This is a genomic window from Akkermansiaceae bacterium, assembly GCA_019634595.1.
Lineage (GTDB): Bacteria > Verrucomicrobiota > Verrucomicrobiia > Verrucomicrobiales > Akkermansiaceae > Luteolibacter.
Genome location: JAHCBC010000006.1, coordinates 17,152 through 42,372 on the forward strand (window position 1 = coordinate 17,152; position 25,221 = coordinate 42,372).

General features: G+C 63.5%; 25 protein-coding genes. 15 read left to right on the forward strand and 10 right to left on the reverse strand.

Going from position 1 to position 25,221, the window contains the following annotated elements:
- The first annotated feature begins 2 nt into the window (after nt 1-2).
- The 9 genes from KF712_19520 to KF712_19560 all read left to right on the forward strand — a co-directional run bounded on the left by KF712_19520 (nt 3) and on the right by KF712_19560 (nt 12,406).
- Nucleotides 3-512 carry a hypothetical protein gene (locus tag KF712_19520; GenBank protein ID MBX3743184.1) on the forward strand — a complete coding sequence of 170 codons (510 nt, stop codon included), beginning with the start codon at nt 3-5 and terminating at the stop codon, nt 510-512.
- Nucleotides 513-661: 149 nt separating this feature from the next.
- Nucleotides 662-1,693, forward strand: a complete 1,032-nt coding sequence (locus tag KF712_19525; protein MBX3743185.1) for a MoxR family ATPase — start codon at nt 662-664, stop codon at nt 1,691-1,693.
- Nucleotides 1,683-2,576: a DUF58 domain-containing protein gene (locus tag KF712_19530; protein MBX3743186.1), complete on the forward strand. Its 894-nt coding sequence runs from the start codon at nt 1,683-1,685 to the stop codon at nt 2,574-2,576. The genes KF712_19525 and KF712_19530 overlap by 11 nt, the downstream gene beginning before the upstream one ends.
- A 169-nt stretch (nt 2,577-2,745) precedes the next feature.
- Nucleotides 2,746-4,881: a BatA domain-containing protein gene (locus tag KF712_19535; protein ID MBX3743187.1), complete on the forward strand. Its 2,136-nt coding sequence runs from the start codon at nt 2,746-2,748 to the stop codon at nt 4,879-4,881.
- The gene (locus KF712_19540; protein ID MBX3743188.1) at nt 4,878-7,217 is read left to right on the forward strand and encodes a VWA domain-containing protein; all 2,340 of its coding nucleotides are present in this window, start codon (nt 4,878-4,880) and stop codon (nt 7,215-7,217) included. Before KF712_19535 ends, KF712_19540 begins: the two co-directional genes overlap by 4 nt.
- A gap of 1 nt (nt 7,218) precedes the next feature.
- A complete protein-coding gene (locus KF712_19545; protein MBX3743189.1) occupies nt 7,219-8,898 on the forward strand; it encodes a hypothetical protein in 1,680 nt (559 codons plus the stop codon).
- A gap of 15 nt (nt 8,899-8,913) precedes the next feature.
- The gene (locus KF712_19550; GenBank protein ID MBX3743190.1) at nt 8,914-10,776 is read left to right on the forward strand and encodes a hypothetical protein; all 1,863 of its coding nucleotides are present in this window, start codon (nt 8,914-8,916) and stop codon (nt 10,774-10,776) included.
- A 56-nt stretch (nt 10,777-10,832) separates the two neighbouring features.
- Nucleotides 10,833-11,609, forward strand: coding sequence for a hypothetical protein (locus tag KF712_19555; protein ID MBX3743191.1), 777 nt, complete (start codon nt 10,833-10,835; stop codon nt 11,607-11,609).
- A gap of 5 nt (nt 11,610-11,614) precedes the next feature.
- Nucleotides 11,615-12,406, forward strand: a complete 792-nt coding sequence (locus tag KF712_19560; GenBank protein MBX3743192.1) for a hypothetical protein — start codon at nt 11,615-11,617, stop codon at nt 12,404-12,406.
- Between the two features lie 19 nt (nt 12,407-12,425).
- On the opposite strand, the gene KF712_19565 is transcribed toward KF712_19560, so the two are convergent.
- Genes KF712_19565 through fabG form a run of 4 tightly spaced genes read right to left on the reverse strand, consistent with a single transcriptional unit; the run spans nt 12,426 to nt 16,278 of the window.
- Nucleotides 12,426-13,682: a hypothetical protein gene (locus KF712_19565; protein MBX3743193.1), complete on the reverse strand. Its 1,257-nt coding sequence runs from the start codon at nt 13,680-13,682 to the stop codon at nt 12,426-12,428.
- A complete protein-coding gene (locus KF712_19570; GenBank protein ID MBX3743194.1) occupies nt 13,679-14,971 on the reverse strand; it encodes a hypothetical protein in 1,293 nt (430 codons plus the stop codon). The genes KF712_19565 and KF712_19570 overlap by 4 nt, the downstream gene beginning before the upstream one ends.
- Before the next feature lie 58 nt (nt 14,972-15,029).
- Nucleotides 15,030-15,506 carry a histidine phosphatase family protein gene (locus KF712_19575; GenBank protein ID MBX3743195.1) on the reverse strand — a complete coding sequence of 159 codons (477 nt, stop codon included), beginning with the start codon at nt 15,504-15,506 and terminating at the stop codon, nt 15,030-15,032.
- A gap of 25 nt (nt 15,507-15,531) precedes the next feature.
- Nucleotides 15,532-16,278, reverse strand: coding sequence for a 3-oxoacyl-[acyl-carrier-protein] reductase (gene fabG, locus KF712_19580; GenBank protein MBX3743196.1), 747 nt, complete (start codon nt 16,276-16,278; stop codon nt 15,532-15,534).
- A gap of 94 nt (nt 16,279-16,372) precedes the next feature.
- Between fabG and KF712_19585 the strand changes: the two genes are divergently transcribed.
- The 3 genes from KF712_19585 to KF712_19595 are packed head-to-tail and all read left to right on the forward strand — an operon-like array spanning nt 16,373 to nt 18,072.
- On the forward strand, nt 16,373-17,185 hold the full coding sequence (locus tag KF712_19585) for a thymidylate synthase (GenBank protein MBX3743197.1): 813 nt from the start codon (nt 16,373-16,375) through the stop codon (nt 17,183-17,185).
- A gap of 9 nt (nt 17,186-17,194) precedes the next feature.
- Nucleotides 17,195-17,554, forward strand: a complete 360-nt coding sequence (locus KF712_19590) for a hypothetical protein (protein MBX3743198.1) — start codon at nt 17,195-17,197, stop codon at nt 17,552-17,554.
- A complete protein-coding gene (locus KF712_19595; GenBank protein ID MBX3743199.1) occupies nt 17,551-18,072 on the forward strand; it encodes a dihydrofolate reductase in 522 nt (173 codons plus the stop codon). The genes KF712_19590 and KF712_19595 overlap by 4 nt, the downstream gene beginning before the upstream one ends.
- Here KF712_19595 and KF712_19600 read toward each other — a convergent pair.
- The 3 genes from KF712_19600 to KF712_19610 all read right to left on the reverse strand — a co-directional run bounded on the left by KF712_19600 (nt 18,017) and on the right by KF712_19610 (nt 21,455).
- On the reverse strand, nt 18,017-18,865 hold the full coding sequence (locus KF712_19600; GenBank protein ID MBX3743200.1) for an RDD family protein: 849 nt from the start codon (nt 18,863-18,865) through the stop codon (nt 18,017-18,019). The genes KF712_19595 and KF712_19600 overlap by 56 nt on opposite strands.
- 4 nt (nt 18,866-18,869) lie before the next feature.
- Nucleotides 18,870-20,444: an ABC transporter permease gene (locus tag KF712_19605; protein MBX3743201.1), complete on the reverse strand. Its 1,575-nt coding sequence runs from the start codon at nt 20,442-20,444 to the stop codon at nt 18,870-18,872.
- 99 nt (nt 20,445-20,543) lie between these two features.
- Nucleotides 20,544-21,455 (reverse strand): ParB/RepB/Spo0J family partition protein, encoded by a 912-nt coding sequence (locus KF712_19610; GenBank protein MBX3743202.1) that lies wholly within the window; start codon nt 21,453-21,455, stop codon nt 20,544-20,546.
- A 130-nt stretch (nt 21,456-21,585) separates the two neighbouring features.
- Here KF712_19610 and KF712_19615 point away from each other — a divergent pair, with 130 nt between their 5' ends.
- Nucleotides 21,586-22,215 (forward strand): hypothetical protein, encoded by a 630-nt coding sequence (locus KF712_19615; GenBank protein MBX3743203.1) that lies wholly within the window; start codon nt 21,586-21,588, stop codon nt 22,213-22,215.
- A 12-nt stretch (nt 22,216-22,227) separates the two neighbouring features.
- Nucleotides 22,228-22,797: an SET domain-containing protein-lysine N-methyltransferase gene (locus KF712_19620; GenBank protein MBX3743204.1), complete on the forward strand. Its 570-nt coding sequence runs from the start codon at nt 22,228-22,230 to the stop codon at nt 22,795-22,797.
- Nucleotides 22,798-22,946: 149 nt separating this feature from the next.
- Here KF712_19620 and KF712_19625 read toward each other — a convergent pair whose 3' ends face one another.
- Nucleotides 22,947-23,879, reverse strand: coding sequence for a hypothetical protein (locus KF712_19625; GenBank protein ID MBX3743205.1), 933 nt, complete (start codon nt 23,877-23,879; stop codon nt 22,947-22,949).
- A 16-nt stretch (nt 23,880-23,895) separates the two neighbouring features.
- Between KF712_19625 and KF712_19630 the strand changes: the two genes are divergently transcribed.
- Nucleotides 23,896-24,228 carry an MGMT family protein gene (locus KF712_19630; GenBank protein ID MBX3743206.1) on the forward strand — a complete coding sequence of 111 codons (333 nt, stop codon included), beginning with the start codon at nt 23,896-23,898 and terminating at the stop codon, nt 24,226-24,228.
- On the opposite strand, the gene KF712_19635 is transcribed toward KF712_19630, so the two are convergent.
- Both KF712_19635 and KF712_19640 read right to left on the reverse strand, forming a co-directional pair.
- Nucleotides 24,225-24,557 (reverse strand): hypothetical protein, encoded by a 333-nt coding sequence (locus KF712_19635; GenBank protein ID MBX3743207.1) that lies wholly within the window; start codon nt 24,555-24,557, stop codon nt 24,225-24,227. The genes KF712_19630 and KF712_19635 overlap by 4 nt on opposite strands.
- Before the next feature lie 13 nt (nt 24,558-24,570).
- A complete protein-coding gene (locus tag KF712_19640; GenBank protein ID MBX3743208.1) occupies nt 24,571-25,191 on the reverse strand; it encodes a hypothetical protein in 621 nt (206 codons plus the stop codon).
- Between the last annotated feature and the right edge of the window lie 30 nt (nt 25,192-25,221).

The window sequence follows — 25,221 nt, forward strand, 5'->3', positions numbered from 1 at the left end:
TCATGAAACCGATCCACCTTCTGGTCCTTCCGCTGCTCCTGCTTTCGTCCTGTGCCGGTTACCGGCTCGGGGGAGGGAAGCCGGCGTCCCTGTCCTCGGTGACGACCATTTCCGTCCCGATGTTCAAGAATGAGACCCAGCACCCGCGTGCCGAAGCCATCGCCACCTCGGCCGTGGCGGCGGCGTTGTCGCAGGATGGCACTTACAAGGTGTCCTCCACCGACCACGCGGACGCCATCCTGGAAGGGACGCTTGAGAAGATCGGATACACCTCCATCCGCGGCACCCGCATGGACACCCTCCTGCCGGAAGAACTGCACAACGACGTGGAAATTTCCTGGGTGCTGAAGGACGCGCGGGACCCCACCAAGACGCTGGCTTCCGGAAAGTCCACCGGAAAGAGCCAGTTGTTCGTGGACACCAACCTACAGACCGCGAGGAACAACGCCCTGCCTGACGCGCTCGAGCGTGCGGGCGAATCGTTGGTCTCCACCTTGGCCAACGGCTACTGAGCGGTGTCCCGCCGGAGGGAAGTTCCCTGAAACCGAAAGGAACACAGATAAACACAGGGAAACCCTTGTTCTGTAAGGAATTTTCGCGTGTTCCCGAGTTTTCTTGTAAGGGGATGTGAGTGGTTGGTGTAGAGGTTGGCCAACCGCCCATGTCCACTCCTTCCGTCGCTGGAACACAGCGAGAACTCGAAATCAATCCCGCCGATGTCGCAGCCTGCCGCGAGACCTACGCGGCCATCCAGCAGGAACTCGCGAAAGTCATCGTCGGCCAGTCAAAGGTCGTTGAGGAAATCCTGATCTCCATCTTCACGCGGAGCCACGCGCTCCTGGTGGGGGTGCCCGGCTTGGCGAAGACCCTCCTCATTTCCACCTTGGCGGACACGCTGAAGATGTCCTTCCGCCGCATCCAGTTCACCCCGGACCTGATGCCCAGTGACATCACCGGTACGGAGGTGATCTATCAGGATCCGGTTTCTGGTGAGAAGCAGTTCAAGTTCCTGCCCGGCCCGTTGTTCTCGAACATCGTCCTCGCGGACGAAATCAACCGGACTCCGCCGAAGACCCAGGCCGCCATGCTCGAGGCCATGCAGGAGCGCCGCGTGACCGTCGGTGGCGTGACCCGGCCACTGCCGTCGCCGTTCTTCGTCCTCGCGACCCAGAACCCGCTGGAGCAGGAGGGCACCTACCCGCTGCCGGAGGCGCAGCTCGACCGTTTCATGTTCCTCATCCACGTCGGCTATCCGGACGCGGAGGAGGAGCTGCAGGTCATGAAGCGCGGCACCAGCGGCAAGGGGGAGAAGCCCCAGCCGGTCCTCGATGGCGAGGCGATCATCCGTCTCCAGGAGATCGTCAAGGCGCTGCCGGTCGCCGATCATGTTTTCCGGTATGCGCGTGACATCGTCCGCAGCACCCGCCCGCGGGAGGAAGGCGCGCTGGACTACTGCAAGCAGTACCTCAGCTTCGGCGCGGGCCCGCGCGCCAGCCTCAGCCTCATCATGGCGGCGAAGGCCCACGCGCTCATCAACGGGCAGGTGTATGTCGGCTGCGAGAACGTTGCCGCCGTCGCCCCATCGATCATGCGCCACCGCATCGCGCCGAATTTCTCGGCACAGAGCGAGGGCATCACCCCGGACGACGTCATCGCGAAGGTTCTGAGCGCGATCCCGAAACATGACGCCTGATCTCCTGGATGCGGATGCCGTTTCGCGCGGCGAGGCGCTCGGCCTGATGGCACGGAAGATCGTGGAGGGCTACCGCGTCGGTGAGCACCGCTCGCCGTTCCATGGCTTCGCCATCGAGTTCGCGCAGCACCGCGAGTATGCGACGGGCGATGACATGCGCCACTTGGACTGGAAGGTGCTCGGCCGCTCCGACCGCTACTACATCAAGCAGTACGAGCAGGACACGAACTTCGTGACCCACCTTGTCGTGGATGGCAGCGCGTCCATGAACTACGGCTCCGCCAAGGTGGCGAAGCTCCATTTCGCAAAGGCGCTCGCCGCCTGTCTGTCGCACATGATCCTCCTCCAGCGGGACGCCGTCGCGCTCGCGCTGGTGGATACGGAGGTGAGGGAATACCTCCCCCGCACCGACAGCCTGCCGAAGATCCAGCACATCATGGACCGGCTCGCCGCCTTCCAGGCCACGGGCGAAACAAAGCTGGGTGTCGCCCTGGAACAGGTCGCCCGCGAAGCCCGCCGCCGCGGCATCGTCGTCCTCATCAGTGACTTCTTCGATGACGAGGAAGGCCTGGTGAAAGGGCTGGAGCGGCTCGTGTTTTCCGGCAACGAGGTCATCGTTTTCCACACGCTCGATCCCTACGAGCTGACCTTCCCCTTCAACGGCACTTGGAAGTTCAAGGACCTCGAAGGACCGACCCAGCTCAAGGCATCGCCCGCGGACATCCGCCGGGAGTATCTGAAGAACTTTGACGCATTCCGTCTCCGCATCCGCCGCATCTGCGAAAAGTTCCAGGCGCACTATATCCTCGCGGATACCGGCAAGCCGCTCGCGGAAACGCTCAGCGGCTACCTCGCCTTCCGCCAATCCGTCAGCAGGAAATGATGAATTCTTTCGATCAACTGCCAGGGCTGGGGAATTGGAAAACCACGGATGGACGCGGATGGACACGGATAAAAGAGTCCATTGTTGTTTCTTCATCCGTGTCCATCCGCGTCCATCCGTGGTTTGAAAAACTTCTCTTCATGCGGACTGAAGTCCGCGCTCCGCTGCCATGAATTTCCTCCATCCCATGATGTTGGCGGGGCTGGCCGCGGTGTCCGTCCCGATCATCATCCACCTCCTCAACAAGTTCCGGGTGCGGACCACGGACTGGGGGGCCATGCGCTTCCTGCTGGACAGCATCCAGAAGAACCAGAAGCGGGTGAAGATGGAGGACCTGATCCTGCTGATCCTCCGCTGCCTGCTGGTGGCGCTGGCGGTGCTGGCCTTCGCCCGCCCCGTCCTCACCGCGCTGGTCAAGGGAGGCGCGGACGACGGTGAAGCCGTTGCCGCCGTCATCCTGCTGGACAACTCCGCCAGCATGACCCGCAGCGCGGGTGCGACCACCCTGCTCGACCAGGCGAAAAAGGAGATCGGCACCTGGCTGGACAAGCAGCCTTCCCAATCGCTGGCCGCGCTCTACCTCGTCTCCAACCGCACCGAGACCCTGGTGCCGAAGCCCGGACCCGATCTCGGGCTGGTGAGGAAGATGCTGTCGGAGGCGGAAGCCAGCGACCGTGGCACGGACCTGGCGCAGGCCGTGCGGCTCGCGGTCGAAAGCCTGAAGACCATCAGCGGCAGACCGCGGCAGATTCTCATCTACACGGACGGCCAGGCCAGCGGCTGGGCGAAGAACGCGGAAATCCTGAAGCTGGCGGAGGATAATCCCGGCATCCGCATCAAGACGGTCATCGTCGGGGACAAGGTGGCGGACAATGTCGGATTGGTCGCCCTGCGTGCGGATGGCGGCGTGGTGGCGGCGCGGCAGCCATGTCGTTTCCACATCGAGGTGGGGAACTACGGAACCACCGCCGTGGAAAATCTGAAGGTCACCCTTGCCATCGGGGATGGTCCGCCGATGGCGGACGCCACGATTGCCAGGATCGAACCCGGCACCCGGCAGGCAGCGAGTGTCATCATCTCCTTTCCCGATGCCGGTCCGCAGTCGCTGGTCGCCAGCATCCCTCCGGATGCCTTTGCCGCCGACAACAGGCGTGTCGCCGCGCTGGATGTGGTCAGCCAGATGAACGTGCTGGTGGCAGAGGAGAATCCCTCCGTGCCCGCCGTGGACCGTGATGGGTTCTTCGTCGCCAATGCTCTGGTGCCGCTGTCACCGGACCAGATGGCGCGCCATTTCCTCGCCGCCGTCCCCACCTCCATCGCGGACCTGCCCGCGGAACTCGGCAACCGGAACAACACCGCCGCCCAGTCGATCTTCCTCTGCAATCCCGGCCCGCTTTCCTCCACCGTCACCACCGCCCTGAAAGACTACGTCGGACGCGGTGGGAATCTCATCATCTTCCCCGGTCCGCAGACGAACCCGGATGACTGGAAAGCCAACGCCGCGCTGCAGGAACTGCTGCCAGCGGAGCTGGGCATCCCCACGGAGGAGGCGGAGGGCGCTGCCGCGCAGAGCTTCCAGAACACCGCCTTCAGCCATCCGGTCACCGCCCTGTGGAATGACTCCGCACAGGGCAGCCTGTCCGCCGTGAAGTTCTTCCGCCACTTTCCGCTCACGGTGAAGAAGACAGGATCCCCGCGTGTCATCGCCCAACTGGCCAATGGTGAACCCGCCGTGGTCGAGTGGACCGTGGGTGAGGGGAATGTCGTCCTTTTCAACAGCACCGCCACGCCGGAGTGGAACAACCTGCCGCTGCATCCGGCGTTTGTTCCCTTCCTGCAACGCATGATGGGCCACCTGAACCGCCGCAACGAATCCCGGCTCATCCTTTCCCCGGGCGAGGCATTCCGCAAGCCGGTCGATGAACAGTGGAAAGGCAGCGACTTCTCCGTGCGCCGCCCTGGCAGCGACTCCAGCCGGACCGCGGGCCAGGTCGTGTCCGACGACAAGCAGACTTTCGTCCGCTACGCCGCGACCGAGAAGGCGGGCATCTATCAGGTGAGCGTGGGCAACGACCTGCTCGCCACCTTCGCCGTGCAGATCGATCCCGCCGAGTCGGACCTGCGGCAGGTCGATCCGGAGATCATCGCCGGGCTGGAAACCGCCGGGGGTGAAGCGGAGAAAACGGAGGTCACCCGCTCCGTCGTCACCAAGGAGTTCTGGACGATGCTCCTCTGGATCGTCGCCGCCATTTTCGTCGTGGAAGCAATCATGGCCCATCGCATCAGCCACACCCGGTCCGTATGAAAGCCATCTTCCCCACACTGGCCGCCACGGAATGGCGGGTGAGCTTCGAGGGTATCTCGCCCGGCCTGGCATTCGCGTTGTTCGTGGTCGCCTCCATGGCCACGGTCTTCGCCTATTGGAAATTCGCAGGCTCCGCCCCGCGCTGGAGGAAGATCCTGATGGCGTTCTTCCGCATCGCCGCCGTACTGGTGCTGGCCGCCTTGCTGGCAAAGCCGGTGCTGAACCTCACCGTGCATGATCCGGTGCGCCAGCCGCTGCTGGTGCTGGTGGATGATTCCGAGAGCATGAGGTTCGAGGACCGCCGCGAGGGCAAGGAGGACCTGGAGCGCGCGGAGATCGCCACCGGCTCCCGCCAGACGGGCATCCCCCGCAACAAGATCCTCGAGGGCATCGCCGCCAGCCCGAAGCTGGACCTCTGGCCTCGCCTGTCGGAGCAGTCGGACCTCCTGTTCCATCAGTTCGGCCGGAACGTCTCCCGCGTCGCGTCACCGGAAGGTGAGCTGAAGCGTGAGGACGCCGCGAAGATTTTCTCAGGACTGAAGTATGGGGAAAGCGCCACTGCCATCGGTGAGGCCGTGCGCCAGGTGCTGCAGGAACCGCGCCCGCAGCCCGCGGGTGGGGTGCTGCTGGTGACCGACGGCGCGAACAACGGCGGCTCGTCACCCATCGAGGCCGCGCAGATCGCAAAGGAACAGGGCGTGCCGCTGTTCATCTACGGCGTCGGCGTGACGTCACCGCGGGATGTGCAGGTGCGGGAGGTCATCGCGCAGAAGCTCGCCTTCGTGGAGGAGAAGCTGGAGGTCCGCGGAAAGATCGCGTCCCGGAGCATGGAGGAGAAGGCGGTCACCGCCAGCCTCATCGCGAACGGGGAGATCGTGGACGGGAAGGAAATCACCATCGGCGGTGACCGGGAGCAGGAGGTTTCCTTCACCTATGAGCCGAAGGTGGCGGGCGAGCTGAAACTTGAGATCTCCATCCCGGTGCAGCCGGATGAGGCAGGCAAGGACAACAACATCGCCTCCGCCCTGGTGCGGGTGACGGACAGCAAGTTCAACGTGCTGCTCATCGAGCAGGAGCCGCGCTGGGACTTCCGCTACCTGCTGGACTACCTCCAGCGGGACCCGCGGCTGGAGGTGAAGTGCGTCATGATCGACGGCGAGCCGGGCCTCGACCAGATCGAGAACTCACCGTTCCTGCCATCGCTGCCGGAATCCCGCGACGCCTATTTCAAATCCCAGGTCATCATCCTCGGCGATGTGAATCCGGAGGACCTCGGGGAGGAGCGCATGCAGATCATCGCGGAATGGGTGCAGGCCGGTGGCGGCATCATTTTCCTCAGTGGCCCGAATTTCAGCCCCACCGCGTACGCGGGCACTCCGCTGGAGTCGCTGCTGCCGGTGGTCCCGGACACCATGCTTTCGCGGGACGCGGCGACCGTCCGTGAGCGGGAGCCTTTCCAGCTCCAGCTCAGCCGCATCGGCGAGAACTCCCCATACCTCCAGATGGATCCGGATCCGGAGGAGAACAAGCGCATCTGGGAAGCCTTTCCCGGTGTCCGCTGGACGGCTCCCGTGGCCCGCGTAAAGCCGGGTGCGGAAGTCCTGCTGGTCGATCCCCGGCCGGAGAAGTCCGGCCGCTACGGCCTGCTGCCGGTCTTCGCCATGCAGGGCTATGGCTCCGGCAAGTGCGTCTATTTCGGAACGGACGAAACCTACCGCTGGCGCAGCCGGACGGGGGAGAAATACTACTCCATCCTATGGGGCCAGATCATGCAGACGCTGGCGCTGCAGCTTCTGGAAGGCGCGTCCTCGCTCACCCAGTTGAAGTCGGAGCGGAAGCAATACTCCATCGGTGACACCGTGGTGATCTCCGGCAACGCCTATACGGAGGGCTTCGAGCCGCTGCTTGTCCCGACGCTGGAGGGCACGATGAAAATGGAGTCCGGTGGAAAGGCAGTGGAGGAGCCGTTCGAACTCCACGGCATCGACCGCAACGCGTTCCGCGGGGAGTTCACCGCCAGCACGCCGGGCAGCTACAGCTTCGCCACCACCCGTGATCCGGAGGGCATCGTGAAGTTCGAGGTCATCGATTCCCGCCCGGAACGCAACCAGACCGCGCTCGACGAGAAACTGCTGAAGTCGATGGCGGAGATCTCCGGCGGGCTTTTCTTCCGTGAGGAGGATCTCGCCGGGCTGCCGGACAAGATCGCCGCGAAAAGCGCCACCGTCGCCACCTTCAAGAAACTGGACCTGTTCCATAACGGATGGTTCCTGGCCGCGCTGCTCGGGTTCCTTTTCCTCGAATGGCTGCTGCGGCGGCTGACGCAACTGAAATGACATGAGCGCTCCCCGATCATCACTCCCTCTGCCTCACGGCCTCGCCCGCGCGCTCGATGCGGTGCGGCGGCGCTGGCTGGCGGTGCGCGTGGCGGAGTTCCCGCTGCTCTTGTTGGCCGTCATCGCCTTCGCATGGGTGCTCCAAGCCACCGCCGACCGCTGGCTGGAACTGTCATGGAACGCACGGGCGGTGCTGCTCGCACTCAACGGTGTCGCCGCCCTGGTGCTCCTGTGGTTTTTCGTGCTGGTGCCGCTGTGCCGGCGGCTGGACCGCAGGAAGGCGGCGCTGCTGGTCGAGCGGACCCTGCCGGATTTCAGGACGTCGCTCATTTCCGCCGTCGAGTTTTCCGAGCGTGGTTCGGATTTCCCCTCCGGCTCGCGTCCTCTGGTGGAGAAGCTGCTGGCGGACGTCTCGCATGAAGCGGAGAAAGGCGACATCGCGCGCGGCGTCGTGAAGACGCGCCGCCTGAAGCGGATCGCCACCATCTGCGTGGCCGTCCTGCTCGCCGCCGCCGGTTGCTTCGCGTGGGGCCTGCCGCTCTCGCCCTTGCTGGTGCAGCGCATCCTTCTTTCAAATGCGGTGTTTCCGGACGAAACGAAGGTGGTGGACCTGTCCGGCGACATGATCGTCGTCGCGGGCACGGACGCCGCGCTTTCCGCGAAGGCGGACGGAGTGGTGCCGCAGTCCGGGCGTCTGGTCGTCACCCATCCGGACGGCACGGTGGAGAACATCCCCGTCTCCCCGTCACGGACTGAGGAGGGTGTGTTCCAGTTTTCGGTGCGGAACGTGCGTGAATCCTTCGCCTACCGGTTTGAACTCCATGATGGCGTCGGCCCGGAGCATCAGGTGGGCGTGCGGGTGCCGCCCGTGCTGCGACAGATCACCTTCACCCAGGTTTATCCGAAGCACACCGGCCTGCCGGAGACCATCATGTCGCCATCCGCTCTGCGCTTGCTGGCAGGCTCCCAGTTGAAGATCAGCGCGGAAGGATCCGAAGCCCTGCAATCCGCCGTGCTGGAGATCAAGGGCGTGCCGGATGTTCTCCCTCTCGAAATCTCCGGAGACGCGAAGACCTCCCTGAAGACGGAGTTGAAGGTTCCTGAAAGCGGCTGGAAGTCGATGTCGGTCCATCTTGTCAGCGCGGCCGGTGAAGCCTCGGCGAACGATCCGGTCTATCGCGTGGAGCTGGTCCGCGACCGTCCGCCGTCCGTGCTGGTCAGCCAGCCGAAGAAGGAAACCATCACCGTGATCCCGGGGGAGAAAGTTCCGTTCGTGTTCCGGGTGGGGGATGATTTCGGGCTGCAGCGCGTCGCGCTCTGCTACCGCGTGTTCCGTCCCACTGGTGCCGGGGCGGTCGAGTCCGCGGAGGAGGGCCAGATCCCGATGCAGTTCGATCCGGCGGAGAAATCGTTCTCGAGGACCTTCGTGTGGGACCTCGGACTGCTGGTGCCCGTGGTTCCGGTGGGCGGCACCATTACCTGCTGGATCGAGGCGGAGGACAACAACCCGGAGAAGGCCGTGGCCATCACCCGCAGCGCGGAAAAGATCATCCGCGTCGTTTCCGAGGAACAGAAGCGCACGGAATTGCTCGAACTCCTGGGCGAACGTGCGAAGGATATCGAGAAGCTCTACGAACTGCAGCGAGGAATGAACGAAAGGACGGATGACTCCATCCGTTGATATACCACCACCGCCATGAAACCTCCCATCGCCAGCCATTTCCTGATCGCGGGCCTGATCGCATCCACCTTTCCGGCAGTCGCGCAGGAGAAGAAAGAGCGGTCGGTGCAGACCACGGCCTACCAGACCAGCGTCTCCCAGGAACAGCTCCGTGCCACCACCCGCCGCCTGAAGGGCGAGATGGCCGGGCTGCTGGAAGAGTTCAGCCGCTACCAGGCGGCGTCCGGCGAGCTGAAGAAGCTCACCGAAGCGCTCGGCGAACTCGATGTGGTCACCGAGCAGGACATGATCGCCGTGGTGAAGATTCTCCGCGAGGCGAGCCGCGCCGAGCAGGTCGATGAATCGAAGGCGAAGCTGGTGGAGGCCAGCAGCGGCCAGAAGGAGATCCAGGCGCTCCTCCGCGCCGTGGCGGACCGCCTTACCCTACAGAAGGAAGAGGCGGAGATGCAGCGGCGGCTCGACAATCTCGCCCTGCGGCAGATGGCGAACCTGCGCGACACGAAGCGCCTCGCCGAAACCGGCGAAAAGCCGGAAAAGGTGAAGCATGAACTCCTGCAGGTCCGGGAGATGAGCAAGTCCGAGCAGGAGGCGATCAAAAAGGAGATCGCCATGACCATGGACGCCCTCAAGAACCTCGCGGAGAAGTCGGAGTCTCCTGACAAGGAAGCGTTCGAGAAAGCGCTGAAGGAAGGCGAGCAGAACCTCATCCGCAACCAGGCGGAACAGGCGGCGGAAAGCGTGAAGACGGATTTCGCCGAGGCGGTGAAACAGCAGGAGGAACTGCTCCGCAACATGAAGCAGATGGCGGAGAGCCTCCAGGAACGGAAGACGGCGGAGGAACAGTCCCGTGAACTCGCGGACAAGATGGGACAGCTTGCCGACAAGCAGGAGCAGCTCGCGAAGAAGCTGACGGAAGGCTGGGGGAACGAGAACAAGCAGGCGGTCCGCAAGGAACAGGAGAAGCTTTCCGACCAGATGGAGCTCGCGAAGGAAAGCCTGGAGAAACTGAACCAGGAAGCCGCCTCCAAGGTGGACCAGGCGAAGCAGGAATCCGCGCAGGTCGCCGAAAAGATCCGCGACAAGGAGGCGATGGAGAACATCGACAACGTGGCGAAGGCCACGGATTCGCAGAAGGCCGTGGCGGAGAAACTGGAGCAGGCGAGTGAAATGCTCCAGCAACAGGCGGATGCTCTCGCCGGGAACCAGGATCAGCAACAGGGGCAGGACAGCCAGCAGTCTTCCGAAGAGATGAGCCAGCAACAGGAGGCCATCTCGGACGCGGTTGATCAGATCATGGCGGCGAAAGGCCAGATGGAGCTTGCGAAGCGGCAGCTCCGCGACGGCAGTGACCAGGCGAATGCCAGGCAGCGGCTCGACAACGCCCGGCAGATGCTCGACCAGGCCCGGCAGGAAGTCGCGAAGGCGGGCGAGGCGGTCGAAAAATTCGTGCAGGAGGAATTGAAGAAAGCGGACGAGGGGATTGCCAAGACGGAGGAAGGCATCGGCGTCGGCTCGAAGCAGGATCAGGAAAAATCCCGCTGGAACCTCGACCGGGCGGAGGGGAACGCCAACCTGGCGCTCACCGGCCTCCAGCGCGCCGCCAACCGGCTCGCGGCGAAGCAGGGCCAGCAGCAGGGGGAACAGCAGCAGGCCAACCAGCAGAACAAGGGCGACTCTTCCCGGCAGGACACCAACAGCCCGGCCGGCCCGATGGGCAGGCAGAAGGAGGAAATTTCCGGAGTCTCCGCCGTGTCAAAGGGCGGCGGCGGCCAGCGTGAGGCGCTGTCACTGCTGCAGCAGGAAAAGGCCCCGACGGAATATGAAGCGATGGTGCAGCAGTACATCCGCAACCTGGCCGAAGCGGCCAACCAGGAATGATGGTTGATATGAAAAGGACAGCGGAACGGGGATCGCGGTGGTGTGGTGCGGCAGTGTTGGCATTTCTGCTTTCACTCATCCCGGCGGGACTATCCGCGCAGGAGGATTCCGGACTTTTCGGCTCCAGTGAAAAGGACGCTCCGGGCCTGATCGCGATCATCTATGATCTCAAGCAGACCCAGTCGATGCAGCCGTCGAAGATCACGGCGGAGACCTACCCCGGTGTGGTGCAGGATTTCCTCGGCAAGGGCTGGGATGAGGTGGTGTTGAACAAGTTTTTCCGGGTCACGCGCCCGCTCTATTCCACGCAGATCTTCATCCCCGGCATGGATGCCGGAGCCGCGCCGAAGGCCTATGGCGTGGACAAGGTGATGAAGGCCTCCTGCTGGGTCATCCACTACAAGGGGCAGGTGTCCCCGCCGGAGGATGGCACTTACCGCTTCGTGGCGTATGCGGATGACGCCATCGCTGTGGCGGTGAACAACAAGACCGTCTGCATCGGTGCGCGGCACGACATGCGGTTGGAGAAGCTCTGGCAGACGACGGAAAAAAAAGGCGCGAAGGCCTTCAACGGCGAACTCACCTATGGCGAATGGGTGACGCTGAAAAAGGACGAGCCGGTCGATCTGGATGTGCTGGTGGGCGAGCGTCCCGGTGGGGATTTCTGCGCCTTCCTGCTTTATCAGAAGCAGGGTGAAAGCTACCCGTCGGACAAGGACGGTCACCCGGTGCTGCCAGTCTTCCAGCTCGCCCCCATGGAGATCCCCAACAAGGACCCGGGCAAGTCACCGCCTTTCTCACGCGCCTCCGATACCTGGAAGCAATACCGCTGACCCCCATGATGAAGCGCACCATCGCCGCCGCCATGGCCCTCCTCTGCGGAGGGGCTTCCGCCGCCGAGCAGGCCGGATCCGTTTTCGGCTCCGCGGAAAAATCCGCCGGAGCGATGATCGGCATTTTCTATGACCTGAAGCAGAACCAGCGCCGCCAGCCGGTGAAGGTGAACTACCTCCAGACCCTGGGCGAGTTCCTCGACAGTGGCTGGGATGAAAGCGTGCTGAGCCGCTTCTTCCGCGGGACGAAGCCGGTTTATGCGACGGATGTTTTCATCCCCACCATGAGCGCCGGGGCCGCGCCGGAGGCATTCGACCTGGCGGGCGTCGTCCAGCCGATGAGCTGGTTCGTCATCTACAAGGCGCAGGTCTCCCCGCCGGAGGACGGCACCTACCGCTTCGTCGGAGCATCGGATGATGTGATGGCCGTAGGCGTGAATGGCAGGACCGTCCTTGTCTCCCACTACATGGGGACCCAGAACACCAGCAAATGGCGCCAACAGGACCCGAAGGAGAACACCAAAGCCTGGGCCGGTGAACTGAGGCGCGGCGATTGGTTCGAGGCGAAGAAAGACCAGCCCATCGACCTGGACATCCTCATCGGCGAGTATCCGGGCAACATCTTCGCGGCCTGGTTGCTCATCGAGAAAAAAGGAGCCACCTATCCCATGGTGGATGACAAGTATGGCAGGCAGATCGCCCTCCCTGTGTTCCAAGTGAAGCCCCGGCAGATCACGGCGAAGGAAAACGACCCGCCATTCACCACGGACGGCGTCCCGTGGACCTGCCACCAGTGAGGAACTTACGGGCTGGTGGTCAGTCCGGCTGCAGCTTCCGGATGGCATCGGCCTCTTCCGCGGTGAGGGAGAAGCGCTCCTGCACCTCCCGCACGATCCTGTCAGCGTAGGCGGCCGAGGCTTCCGTGCCGGTAACAGGACCGACGTGCTGGTTCGATCCACGGAGGCTCTGCTGCAGGGCGGGCAGCAGTTCGTTCCGGGGCAGGGCGTCCAGCACCGCATACGTCCGTGGTGTCGCTCCGGAGACCCGCACCAGCTCCGCCACATACGCGGCACGTTCTTCCTGCGGCAGGCTGCCGGTGATGATGGCAACGCCTTCCGCGGAGAGTTCTACGCGCGCGTCCAGCCGCTTCATCTGCTCCGCCCGCTCCCCGGAGGGGAGCACGGAGAGTTTGTTGATGATCCACTTCACCCCGGAGGCTTCGCCCTCCTTTGCCGCCACTGCCTTCATCAGCAGCGTGGCGGGATTCGAGCGGTCGTCCGTCGGTTTCGGCTGGTTCTTCACCGCGTCCCACGCGGCGTCCGGATCAACGAGCGCCCATTGCGAGATCGCCTCCCGCAGGTCGGTTTTCGAAGCCAGGGCGGCGTGGAGTTTGGCGAAATCGAAATCGTCCGGATAACGGGAGCCGAAGAGCGGATTGATCAGGGTGACTCCGCTGAACATTCCGAAGGTGCGGATCACCTCATCCGCTCCACGGTCCACCGCTCCTTTCATCGCGATGCTGATGAACTCGTTGTTGGTTTCGGCCTTTCCGTATTCCGTGTGGTATTTCTCCATCCACGGCAGGGCCGCGGTGGGGTTGTCCGGCAGGGCCTTTTCCAGCAGCAGGTGGCTGATCACACGGCGCTCCTTTTTTTCCGGCAGACCCGCTGCCCACTCCAGCGCTCCGGCGCCCTCGCGCTTCCACAGCGCCTGCAGGACCATCAGGCGCAGCAACTCGTGGGCCTTCCTTTCCTCCTGCGTGGCGGATGCCAGGCTGGCTGTCTGTTCAAGAGCCAGCGCCTTCAGCGCGGCGGTGCTGAGGCGTTCCACCTCCGGCTGCAGCTCCGCGGTGGGGCTGCGATCCACCCTTTGCCGGGCGAGGATGGCGTCCAGGTTCCGCTGCCCGCTTCCCGTTTCCACAGTGGCGGGGTTCTGCCTGGCATGGCGGGATGCAGCATCCACTGCGTTTATGGTAGGAGACTTCGCGGTGCTGCCCGCGGGAATGGCGCGACCCAGCAGTAGTCCGCCCGCGAGCAGGCCCAAGGCGAGGATAGCATGGATGGTGGGTTTCATCGGACTCTGGCCTCCGGTTCCTTCTCTATGATTCCACGGAAGATCGCGTCGATGCGCGCTTCATCCGCACCCCACTCCGCGAGCCGGGTGCGCAGGAGGCGGTCTTCCTCCGTGGATCTAGGATTGAAGCGGGGAGTGATCTCCCTGTTCTTCACCAGATCCTCCATGGCGCGGATGCGGGACTCCCCGTCCGGAAGGGTCCCCAGCGCCTGCAACCCACGGTCGATGTAGGTCTCCATCTGGCTGAAGACGGCTTCCGCTGCGGCGGTGCGGATGGCATCCCGCAGTTCCGGTGCTTTCACCGACTCGATCCAGACCAAGGCATCTCCGCCGTCCTGGCGGAACTGATCCCTGTTCATCCTCACGAATTCGTTCCGCTGCTCCGGTGGCATGGCTTCAACCTTGGCCGCCATCCAGCGGGTGAGCTCCGCGGACTTCTCCGGTGTGGTTTTCCAGGTGGGCGGCCGCAGTTGGAACAACGAACCGAGGCCGTTCGTGCCCAGCGCCCACTGGAAAGCGGCATCGCGGTCATCCGCCATCCAGCAATGGAGCACGGAACTTTTCATGCCGTCGAGACGCATCGCCTGGAACTCCGGTGAGGAAAGCAGGCCGCCGTAGTCGAATCCGGGCGCGACTTGATCCGGAAAGGTCGTCAGGCGGTTGAATCCGTCCCCCATCATCTCCTGGAGCCGTGCCACCACCGCCCCCGGGCCGTCCGCGGAGGCGGCGGTGACCAGTTTCGGAACGAGGGACATTGGGACGTTCCTGCCAAAGACATCGCGGTGCTTGCGGACGATTGCGAGCGCTTCATCCGCCTTGTCGTCTGGCCACGCGCGCAGCACGTCCGGGATGAATTTTCCTCTCTGCATGGCGGTCTGTCGGATGGCCCACTCCAGCGCGCCCTCCGGGTTTTGCTCCGCGTAGGCCCGCAGGAGCGTCGTCGCCATGTTGAAATCGTTGAGCATGGCCTCGGGCTTCGCGGCAGCTTCATCGAGCGCGGCCTGGATCTCCGCATCCGTCCATCCGGCGATGCTCGCGGGAACCCCCGTGGACCCGGCTGGTGCATCCAGCTTGCGGCGGATGGCCTCCAGCAACTGCGGGCGGGTCATCACGGGCGCGGACGCTCGGCCCCGGTCATCCCGTTTCCACTGCGAGGGGGCGCCGGAGCTTTTCCCTGTGGCTGATGATTCCTCCGCCCGGGATTCCGCCACCCGCAGGGAAACCCGGCCGACCAGAAGCCCGAGGGCCGGATAGACGAGAAAAGGCAGGTATTTTTTCCAGTGGGACATCCGTCCCATCGGATAGGGAAAATGACCGTCGGTGCCAAGCGATCTCTCAACCGCCTTCTCAGAGGTTCCCCACGATGGATGGCGGGGCGAGGAAAAGCAGCGTGCCGTGCTTTGACGGTGGGTGGACCCTGACACAGGCGAGCGAGCCTTTCTTTATCTCGATGGAGTTCCCGCGTGCGCCCAGCAGCCACTGGATCAGATCGGAAAGGTCCGGCTCATGGCCGATGATGGCCACGCGGCTGAATTCGCGGTAGGCGGTCAGTTCGTTGAGCGCGGTGTCCGGGTGCATCCCGGACGCCAGCCACGGAACGACCGTCGGTGCGGGCAGTCCGGCGGCGGTACAGAACTCGTCCGCCGTCTGGCGTGCCCGCGCCAACGGGCTGCACAACACCAGTTCCGGCAGCATGCCGGACTCCTTCAGGAGATGACCGGCATCCCGTGACTGGATGCGGCCTTTCTCCAGCAGTTCCCGCCCCGCGTCACCGGATGGATGGTGATCTTCCGCTTTCCCGTGACGCAGTATGATGAGTTCCATGGCCTTTCACTATGGCACCGCGGCCTCACATTGTCATCCCGCCATCGACCGCCAGCACCTGGCCGGTGATGTAGCGTGCGGACGGACTTGCGAGGAATGCCACCGCTTCCGCGATGTCCTTCGTGTTGCCGAAGGTGGCGAGCGGGATCTTGCCGATGACCGCTTCTTTCACCGCCGCAGGCAGCTCGTCGGTCATGTCCGTGGTGATGAATCCGGGGGCGATGGCGTTGCAGGTCACCTGGCGGCCCGCCAGCTCGCGGGCAACAGCCTTGGTGAAACCGATGAGGCCTGCCTTCGAGGCGGAGTAGTTCGCCTGGCCGGCATTTCCGATCAGACCGATGACGGAGGCGATGTTGATGATGCGGGCGTCCTCCGCCTTCATCAGCACGCGCATGAACCCCTTCACGGTGTTGAAGGCGCCCTTCAGGTTTGTGTCCAGCACGGTGTCCCAGTCCTCTTCCTTCATCCGCATCAGCAGGCCGTCACGGGTGACACCGGCGTTGTTCACCAGGATGTTCACCGTGCCGAAGTCCTCGCTGATCTTCTTCGCCAGCTCCTGCACGGCGGTGTGGTCCGCCACGTCCACGGCATAGGCCTTCGCCGAGCCGGGAAACTCCGCGTTGATCTCATCCGCGGCCTTTCCGCAGCTCGATTCGCTGCGGCTCACCACCGCGACCTTCGCGCCTTCCGCGGCGAGCGCGCGGGCGATTTCCTGACCGATTCCCCGGCCGCCTCCGGTGACAACGGCGGTTTTGTTGGCAAAGCGTGACATGCGGCGAGAGTGGAGGGGAGCCGCGCGGGGTGTCAATGCAAGGAAACGCGGCGGAAAGTGGACAATCCGCCCGGCCCCGCCTACCTTGCCCGCCATGAAGGCGTATCTGGAACTGATGAAAGACGTCCTGTTGAATGGCGAGCACCGCGCCGACCGGACGGGGACGGGGACCATCTCGGTTTTCGGCAGGCAGGCCAGGTATGACCTCCGCGAGGGCTTCCCCTGCGTGACGACGAAGAAGCTGCATCTGCGCTCCATCATCCATGAGTTGCTGTGGTTCCTGAAAGGGGAGACCAACACCCGCTACCTCACCGAAAACGGCGTCTCCATCTGGGATGAGTGGGCGGATGAGAACGGCGATCTCGGCCCCGTTTATGGCAAGCAATGGCGATCCTGGCCGACCGCCGACGGTCGCACCGTCGATCAAATCCGCCTGCTGGTGGATGGTCTGAAAGGCAACCCGCACTCCCGCCGCCACATCGTCTCCGCGTGGAACGTCGGCCAGCTCAACCAGATGGCCCTGCCGCCCTGCCACCTCCTTTTCCAGTTCTATGTCCATGAACCGGTGGATGGCGGGAAGCCCGGGCTCTCCTGCCAGCTCTACCAGCGGAGTGCGGACCTCTTCCTCGGTGTGCCGTTCAACATCGCCTCCTATGCCCTGCTCACGGAGATGGTCGCGCATGTTTGCGGCTTCGAGGCCCGCGACTTCGTCCATACCTTCGGCGACGTCCACGTCTATCAGAACCATCTGGAACAGGCGCAGCTCCAGCTTTCGCGGGAGCCGCGGAAACTGCCGAAACTCTGGATCAACCCGGAAGTCACGGAGCTGGACGCGTTCACCTTCGGTGATTTCCGGCTGGATAACTACGATCCGCATCCGGCCATCAAGGCCCCGGTCGCGGTCTGACGCCCCGCCATGCTGGGATTCGAGAAAAGAAAGGAACGCCCGCTCTCCAACCGTGGCTTCATGCTGCGGATGGCGCGCACGCTGGCCGTCATCCTGGTGCTGGTCGGTATCTCCCTTTTCATAGGCATGCTCGGTTATCACCTCATCGAGGACATGCCGTGGGTGGACGCGTTCCTGAACGCCTCCATGATCCTCGGCGGCATGGGGCCGGTGGATCCCATGAAGACGGATGCCGGGAAAATTTTCGCAGGGTGCTACGCGCTGTTCTCCGGACTGGCGTTCCTGGCGATGGCGGGCCTCATGTTCGGCCCCATCGCCCACCGCATCCTGCACCGTTTCCACTACGGGGAGGACAAGGAAGATTCATGAGCGTGCAACTGACAGCGGTGGTGGCGATGACGGCGGACCGGGTCATCGGAAAGGATGGCACCCTGCCGTGGCATCTGCCGGAGGATCTGAAATTCTTCAAACGCACCACATCCGGGTATCCCATCGTCATGGGCCGGAAAACCTACGAGTCCATTGGCAGGCCCCTGCCGAAGCGGCGGAACATCGTGCTCACCCGCGACCGTGGATGGTCCGCGGAGGGGGTGGAGGTGATCCACGCTCCGGAGGATCTGCATTCGCTTTCCGGGCTGGATGGACGCGTGTTCATCATCGGCGGGGCGGAGATCTACCGCGCCTTCACCCCGCTGCTGGACGACTGGCTGGTGAGCCATGTTGGCGGAGCGTACGAAGGGGACACGAGGCTTGCACCATTCGAGGAGGAGTTTCCCGTTTCGGAAATCGTGGAGGCTTTCCCGGAGTTCGTGGTGCGGCGCTGGAGCCGCCTCACTGGTCCCGCGGGGGCAGTGACCAGAAAGGATGCTTCTCAAGGTAGTCCCTGAGCGGCTTCCCTTCCTCCGTGTTCAGATCCCGCATCATGAACTTGGTCATGACAGGGCTGAGGACCAGAAACTGGAGCAGCAGCACCCCGGCGTAAGTGACCACCACCGCGGCGATTTTCCATGGGATGAGCGGCTTCGGGTTCACGCCGTGTTTCCCCACATGGTCCCAGACCGGTGCGCCGATCCGCTTTGCCGTGTACGCGCTGAGGACCATGCAGAAAGGCAGGACGTAGGGAATGGCGAAGCCGATGCCGACGAAATAGACGCGGAGCGCGCGGCGGGTGGACTGGCCGAGCGTCAGGTGGGAGCCGTCCAGGTTGGTCACCTTCAGCCCCAGCAGCCATTTGCCCGGGGTCGTTGCGAAACGGTGGATCAGCAGGATCTCGATCACGAACCAGGGGATGAGGCGTGTCATCGCCACCACCGGACTTGTGGCCAGGGACTCGATGTTCCTGCCGGTGAGCCACATCAGGAACCACCACAGGCCGACATAGAGGTAGATGTCGAGCCAGCGTGCCCAGAACCGCCGCACGATGCGGGGTTTTCCCGGAATCACCGGTGGGGATGGCGGCAGGGGCGGCGGTTCGGGCTGCACCGGTGGTTCTTCCGGCAACGGCTTTTCGATGAACTCCTCCCGGAACAAGGCGATCTCGGAAAGGGTGGTCCAGGCGGGCAGTCCCTCATGCCATGCGGGGCTGGAAGCCTCCAGATCTCCGGTGCCGATCCTGCGGCGGATCTCGTAGTCGTGGAACGGCCCTGCTTTCTCGCCGTCCTTGATGAGCCAGATTTCCATGACCTCAGAGGTTGCGCAGGGATTTGGCCGCGTCGCTGCGGGCGGCGAAGAAGGCGGGCACCAGCGCGGCGAGCGAACAAAGCACGAAGCCCATCAGCGCGAACATCGCCTGCTCCACCGGGTTGTTGTGGGCGGGCAGGACGCCGAAGCCGGTGAAGTTCGCCGAGAAAGGGTCGAAGCCCAAGGTGCGCAGCGCGGACTGGATTTCCCCTCGGAAATGGATGACCACCCGGCCGAGGATGACTCCCAGAAGCGAGCCGAAGACTCCGAGGATCATGCCTTGGTAGAGGAACACCCGGATGATCTGTGAGGGGGCGGCTCCCAGTGCTTTCATCACCCCGATCTCACGGCGCTTCTGGATGGTCACGGTGAACATCACCGCCATCATCGAGAATGCGGAAACCAACACGATGAAGCTGAGCGCGAAATACATCATCGCCCGCTGCTGGTTGATCAGGAGAAAGAAACTCTCATACTGGTCACCCCAGGTGCTGATATACCAATCAGGCCCCAGAGCCCGGGAGGCTTCCAGCGCCGCCTCTTCGGAAAGATCGGCGTTGGTCAGCCGGAGGGAGATGCCCTGGACACCGCTTTTCAGGCCGGCCAGAGACTGCGCGAGGTGGAGGGGGGCAAAGACGTCCGGAGTATTCGCCATCTGGGAGGACTTGTAGACACCGATGATCTCCGCCTCTTTCGGCATCACGATGGTCTTCAGATTCTTGAAGGCCTCGTTGTTCATCTTCTCCGGATCCGAGGTTCTGAGCGCTTCCAGTTTCCCGGTGATGGTGGCCTTCGCTTCCGCCGGGAGGGTGTAGATCCCGGCCGCCTCATTTGGCTCCGCCGGGTCCAGGGCGATCATGATGTCGGAGATGAGGGCCGCTTCCTGCTCGCGGATCTCCGACGAACGGAGGCCGTCCAGCACGCCATAGGTCTCCTGGAGAAGCTGGTAGGGAAAGGTCAGCTTGTCCCCCTGCTCTTTCCAGCCGGTGGAGAATGCTTTCTCGATCTCATTCCATTCCTCCGGGTGCTCTTCGCGCACCGGTGGACGGTCGGTGGCCTTGTAGGCCTTCATCACCTGCTCGAAGTTGCGGGCGGAGTAGAGCTTGATCTTGCTGCCGATGCCGACATCCATGCCGCTTTCGCGGAAACCATTGATCAGCGTCGATGAAACGACGACACGGTCATCCAGGCCCATGTCGGCGGAGGATTTCGGAAAATCCTCCGTATCCAGCATTTTGGTGAGTCCCTCGATCTGGGACTGCTCGGAGGTGTCCACTCCGTAGAATTTGACCGGCTTCTGCCAGGATCCGATGTCCAGCAGGACGTAGTCTTCCACGTAGCCTTCGGCGGATTCGACGAATGGAAGCTCCTTCGCTTTTTCCGCGACGGCGCTCCAGTCCGCCATCGGGCCGTCCGGGACTCCGAGATCGGCGTGCCTCAAAAGCACGTGAGGGGAGAATCCGAGCAGGCGTTCCTTCACATCGCGCTCCAGGCCGGAATAGACGGCCATGACCACGACGAGCACCAGCACACCGAGCATCACGCCGACCAGCGAGATGAGCGTGAAGGAAGAAAGCATCGACCGCCGCGGGTTCAGGTAGCGGCGTGCCAGGAGAAGGCTGAAGGATTTGCGTTTGATGCCGTCTAGCTAAACGCTGGCGGCCAACGGGGCAAGCGCCTACTCACCCTCCGGCAGACCGAGCAGTTCCAGGATCCGCTGGAGATCGTCGTCGCCGTAGTACTCTATCTCGATGCGTCCTTTCTTCGGCGTGTGGTGGATCGCCACGTGGGTGGCGAAGGCCTCGCGCAGGCGGTTGGAGATCGCACGGATGTGGATGTCCGTTTCGCGCGGTGTGGGGGCCGCCGGTTTCTTCGGGTCACCGGACGGAGCGGACTCCCCGGCGAGGAAGGACTGGGCGAGCTTTTCCGCCGCGCGGACGGTGAGCTGGCGTTTCAGGATCTGGTCGGACGCCAGGAGCTGGCTGTCCTGGTCCTTGATGGCGAGGATGGCCTTCGCATGGCCGACGGAAAGGCGGGCCTGCGCGACGAGGGACTGCACGTCCTTGTGCAGGTCCAGCAGGCGCATCGCGTTCGCCACGCTGGCGCGGGACTTGCCCACACGGGCGGCGATCTCTTCCTGCTTCAGTGAGAATTCCTTGGCCAGACGGACATAGCCGGTGGCCTCCTCCATCGGGTTGAGTCCCTCGCGCTGGAGGTTCTCGATGAGGGCCATCTCCAGCACATCGCGGTCGGAAGCCTCGCGCTCGATGATGGGGGCGGTGGCGAGGCCGAGCTTTTTCGAGGCGCGCCAGCGGCGCTCACCGGCGATGAGTTCGTATTTCCCATCCACCACGCGGACGATGAGCGGCTGGATGATGCCGTGTTGGCGGATGGACTCCACCAGGTCATCCAGCGGGGATTCCACGAAAACGGTGCGCGGCTGCAGCGGGCTGGGGACGATCTGGTCCAGCGGCACGTCACGCACCCGCTTCGCATCGTCCGCGGAGGCTGCGGGGTTCTCCGCTGCCGGAGCGCCGGCCTGCTTCTTGATGAGAGCGCCGAGTCCTTTTCCGAGTGCCTGTTTCGCCATGGGGGGAGGATCTTTGCAGGCCGGGCAGGGAAATCCAAGCGGATTCCGGGCGCACTTGACGGAACGGCGGCTCGGCGGCATCCATGAGGGAGTGAAATTATTGTGCCCACGACAAATCGCCGGATTTCTGATGATTTCCGCACTCACCGCCACCGCCCAGCCTCCGGGCGTGGCCCCTCTGCCCGCCATGCCGGCGGCTGCGGAGCCCCAGGCCCAGGCAGCCCCTCCGGCGGTGGTCCAGGCCGCACAGTCCGCGGTGGCCCGGCTCGGTGAGCAGGTCGTCCAGGGACGCTATCAGATCGCCGTGGAGCGCATGAACCCGGTTTGGAAGGACCGCATGGCCGCGCGCATGGGTGGCATTGAGGCGATGGAAAAGCAGCTCGCGGGGGTTTCCGAGCAGATGATCCAGCAGGGCATCACCATCATTTCCTTCGAGCCGCAGGGCCAGCCCAGCTCCTACGAAGTCGGCCCTGGGAAGAAGGTGGAAGATGTGGGCGGGCAGCAGGTGGAAAGCCTCATTTACACGAAGTGGCTGGTGCTGGTGCCCACGCTGACGAAATTCCGGATCTTCCCGAAAGGTTCGCAGAAAGCCGTGGTCATCGAGAGCACCGGCTTCCAGGCCGCCATTTCCGACAAGGACAAGAATGACTGGACCTTCATCGACGGCTCCAGCCTCAACCAGAGCGAGCTCCGCAAGCTGTTCGTCAACCTGCCGCAGGACATCGCGCTGCCTCCGCTCGGGAAACGGGAAGTCCGCTGACCTTCCACCTCCATGGCCAAAAAGAAAACCAACGGTACCGTAAGGGATAACAACGACTCCCACAGGAAACTCCTCGAACTATGGAACCGGGGGCAGAGCAAGCTCTGTGAGGTACGGGATTCGGACATCCACGGGCGTGGGGTCTATGCCTCAACCTTCATCCCGAAAGAGACCCGCATCATCGAATACATCGGGGAACTCATCGGAAAGGACGAGAGCGAGAAGCGCGCGCTGAAACAGCACGAGAAGTCCGTCGAGTCCGGGGATGCGGCGGTCTATATCTTCACCTTGTCGAAGAACTACGACATCGATGGCAACGTCCCGTGGAACACCGCCCGCCTCATCAACCACTCCTGCAATCCCAACTGCGAGGCATGGATCGTCGGCCGGAAGATTTTCATCTACTCCCTGCGCGACATCCAGAAAGGCGAGGAACTCAGCTTCGACTACGGCTTTGACATCGAGTGCTATGAGGACCACCTGTGCCGCTGCGGCTCAGCCGAGTGCATCGGTTACATCGTGGCCCGCGCCCAGTGGCCGGACCTGCGGAAGCGGCTGGAAGAAAAGGTGGGCAGGGCGTAGCGAACCTCGTGAGAGGTTCGGCTGGGTGGATGGCATCCGCCTTGCGGGATGAATCGCAAGACGGACGGCATCGATCTGTCTCCGGTATCGTGGGGATGGGTGGTATCTCCACAACCGAAGGTCTCACGACCTTCGCTACATTCGGAAACTCACCACACGTTCAGGCGCAGCGCGATTTCGCCGAACCAACCGCTGTCCATGTCATCCTTGTAGGCGCGGCTGCCGCTGGGACTCTTGATCTCGATCTCGTTCATCACGGTCACACCGCCACCGACACGGAGCCACAGGTCGCCGCCGAGGCGGCGGTCCGCGAACAGGCCCACGCGGTAGGAGTCCAGATCGAGAGTGGTGGAATTTCCGGCGGCATCGCGGATGTTCCACTCATCCCCCGCGGTGTAGCCCCGGAGACTGAATTCCCAATTCTCATCCGGCGTGTAGCTGGCGGTCACGTCCGGTCCCAGCACGCCGATGCGGAAAGTGTCGCTGATCTTCCAGTCGAGCACCGGGCCGATCATGTAGTCCTCGTCGTTGTTAAGGTTGATGGCCGCGATGCCGAGCCCGAACGTGAGGCGGTCGCTGAACTTGTAGGCCGCTCCCGCGATCAGGTCGAAGGTCACGTCATCGCCATTGAGGTGTTGGAAATCCGTTGCCAGCTCCGCACGCGCCCAGCCGGCGAAGATCCATGGGGATCCTTCCTGGTTGTAGAGGACGTAGGAGCTGAGTGCGATGGAATGGACGTCCTCATCCTCGATCGGGAAACCGGCGGGCGTGTCCTTCCAGTTCAGGCGCGTTGCCTTGTACTGGATCATCGGCAGCAGGGTCAGGTCGTTGGTCACCTCGATCGGGCCGGAAAGCACGCTGCGCGCGTCCAGCGTGAAGGTCTCCAGCTCACCGGCGGTGTCATCCAGATCCATGCCGCCGGCATAGCTGAAGGAAGCCTTGACGAAGTCGAGGCCCGGGAAGACAGGCTCCGAGCCGGACTGGGAACGTGTCTCCGTGAGGGTGGTGGAGGAGGTGGGTCCGGCTGCGGCGGCACAGGCCATGGCGGCGGACAACAGTACGATTGCGGATTTACGAGGCATGGCGCAGTTTCGCCTAATGTTAGAGAAGCGCAAGCCGACGGATTTCGAAATGTTGGTCTATGAAATCGTGCGAAAAGTCCCGCGTGGAACCGTCACCACCTACGGCCATGTCACCCGGCGGCTGGGCCGCGGAACCGCCCGGTCCGTGGGCACCGCTCTTTCAAAAAACCCGTTCGCCCCGGAGGTGCCCTGCCATCGGGTGGTGAGGGCGGACGGCAGCCTGGGTGGGTTCGACGGTCACACCTCCGGCCCGCGGTTGCAGGACAAGAGGAAGATGCTGGAGGAGGAAGGTGTTTCGTTCCTGTCAAACGGCCGTGTGGCTCCCGGCTGCATCCGGGATGCCTGCTAGATCACCTCCAGCAGCCGCAGCGACCACGCGATGACAGCCGCGGTGGCCAGCACCAGCATGAACAGCAGCACCAGGCTCATGCTCTGGGCGCGCATCACGTTGCGGTACTGTTTGCGCGTGGCCAGCATCTGCTCGTACTGGTTCAGGCGCTCACGTTCCTCCAGGCCGGGCAGGGGAGGCATCGTCCGCTCCTGCTCCAGCTTCTCGTTGAGGAGCTTCTTCGGTACGCCAGCCAGCTTCTTCTCCGCCTGGAGGAGGAGCTTGTGCTTTTCGCGGATGCTTTCCAGCTCCGCTTCGTCCTTGAAGAGCGATGGCGTTTGCGCTTTCATCGGAAAAGGGAGGTTACTTCACCAGATAGGCCAGCAGGGCGATCGCGCCCAGCACGATGACCGGCAGGTTGAAGGCGAAACCGTTCTTCAGGTTCACGTTGAACTCGGAGGAGGTGCCCTTGGCGGTGCGGGCGCGTTTGGATGCCCGGCCGAAGATGGCACCGCTGCGGCCGTTCTCGAAGTGGGCCGCCGCCTGGTCATATTCGTCCGCGGCGATGTCCGTGGCCATCGTGGCGCGCTCCAGCTTCTCCGCGAGGTTCTCGCGGGTCCAGTTCTCCGGGTTGAACTTCTGGATCTTGTCCAGGTGCGCGGCGAAGCACACTCGGCATTGCTCCAGCTCGTCCGCCTCCTGGCGGATCGCGTAAAGTTCACGGTCGATCAGGACCAGCGCATTGGAGAGTTTTTCGGTCAGTTCGACCTGCTGGCTCAGGAAGGAGCGCTTGCGCGCGGTCAGTTCCTCCAGCTCCCGCTTCTTGCGTTCCAGTTCCTCGCGTTCCTGCTGGATGCGGCCGAGTTCCGCCTCCGCCGCCTTCAGCTTGTTGTCGTAGTCATCCACACGCTGGCTGCCGGACTGCATCTCCAGTTGGGTGGAACGGAGTTTGATGTGGTGGGTGTGTTCTGCGGGTGCGGACATGGCGGGAAAGGGGATGAGGGCAACCCGGTC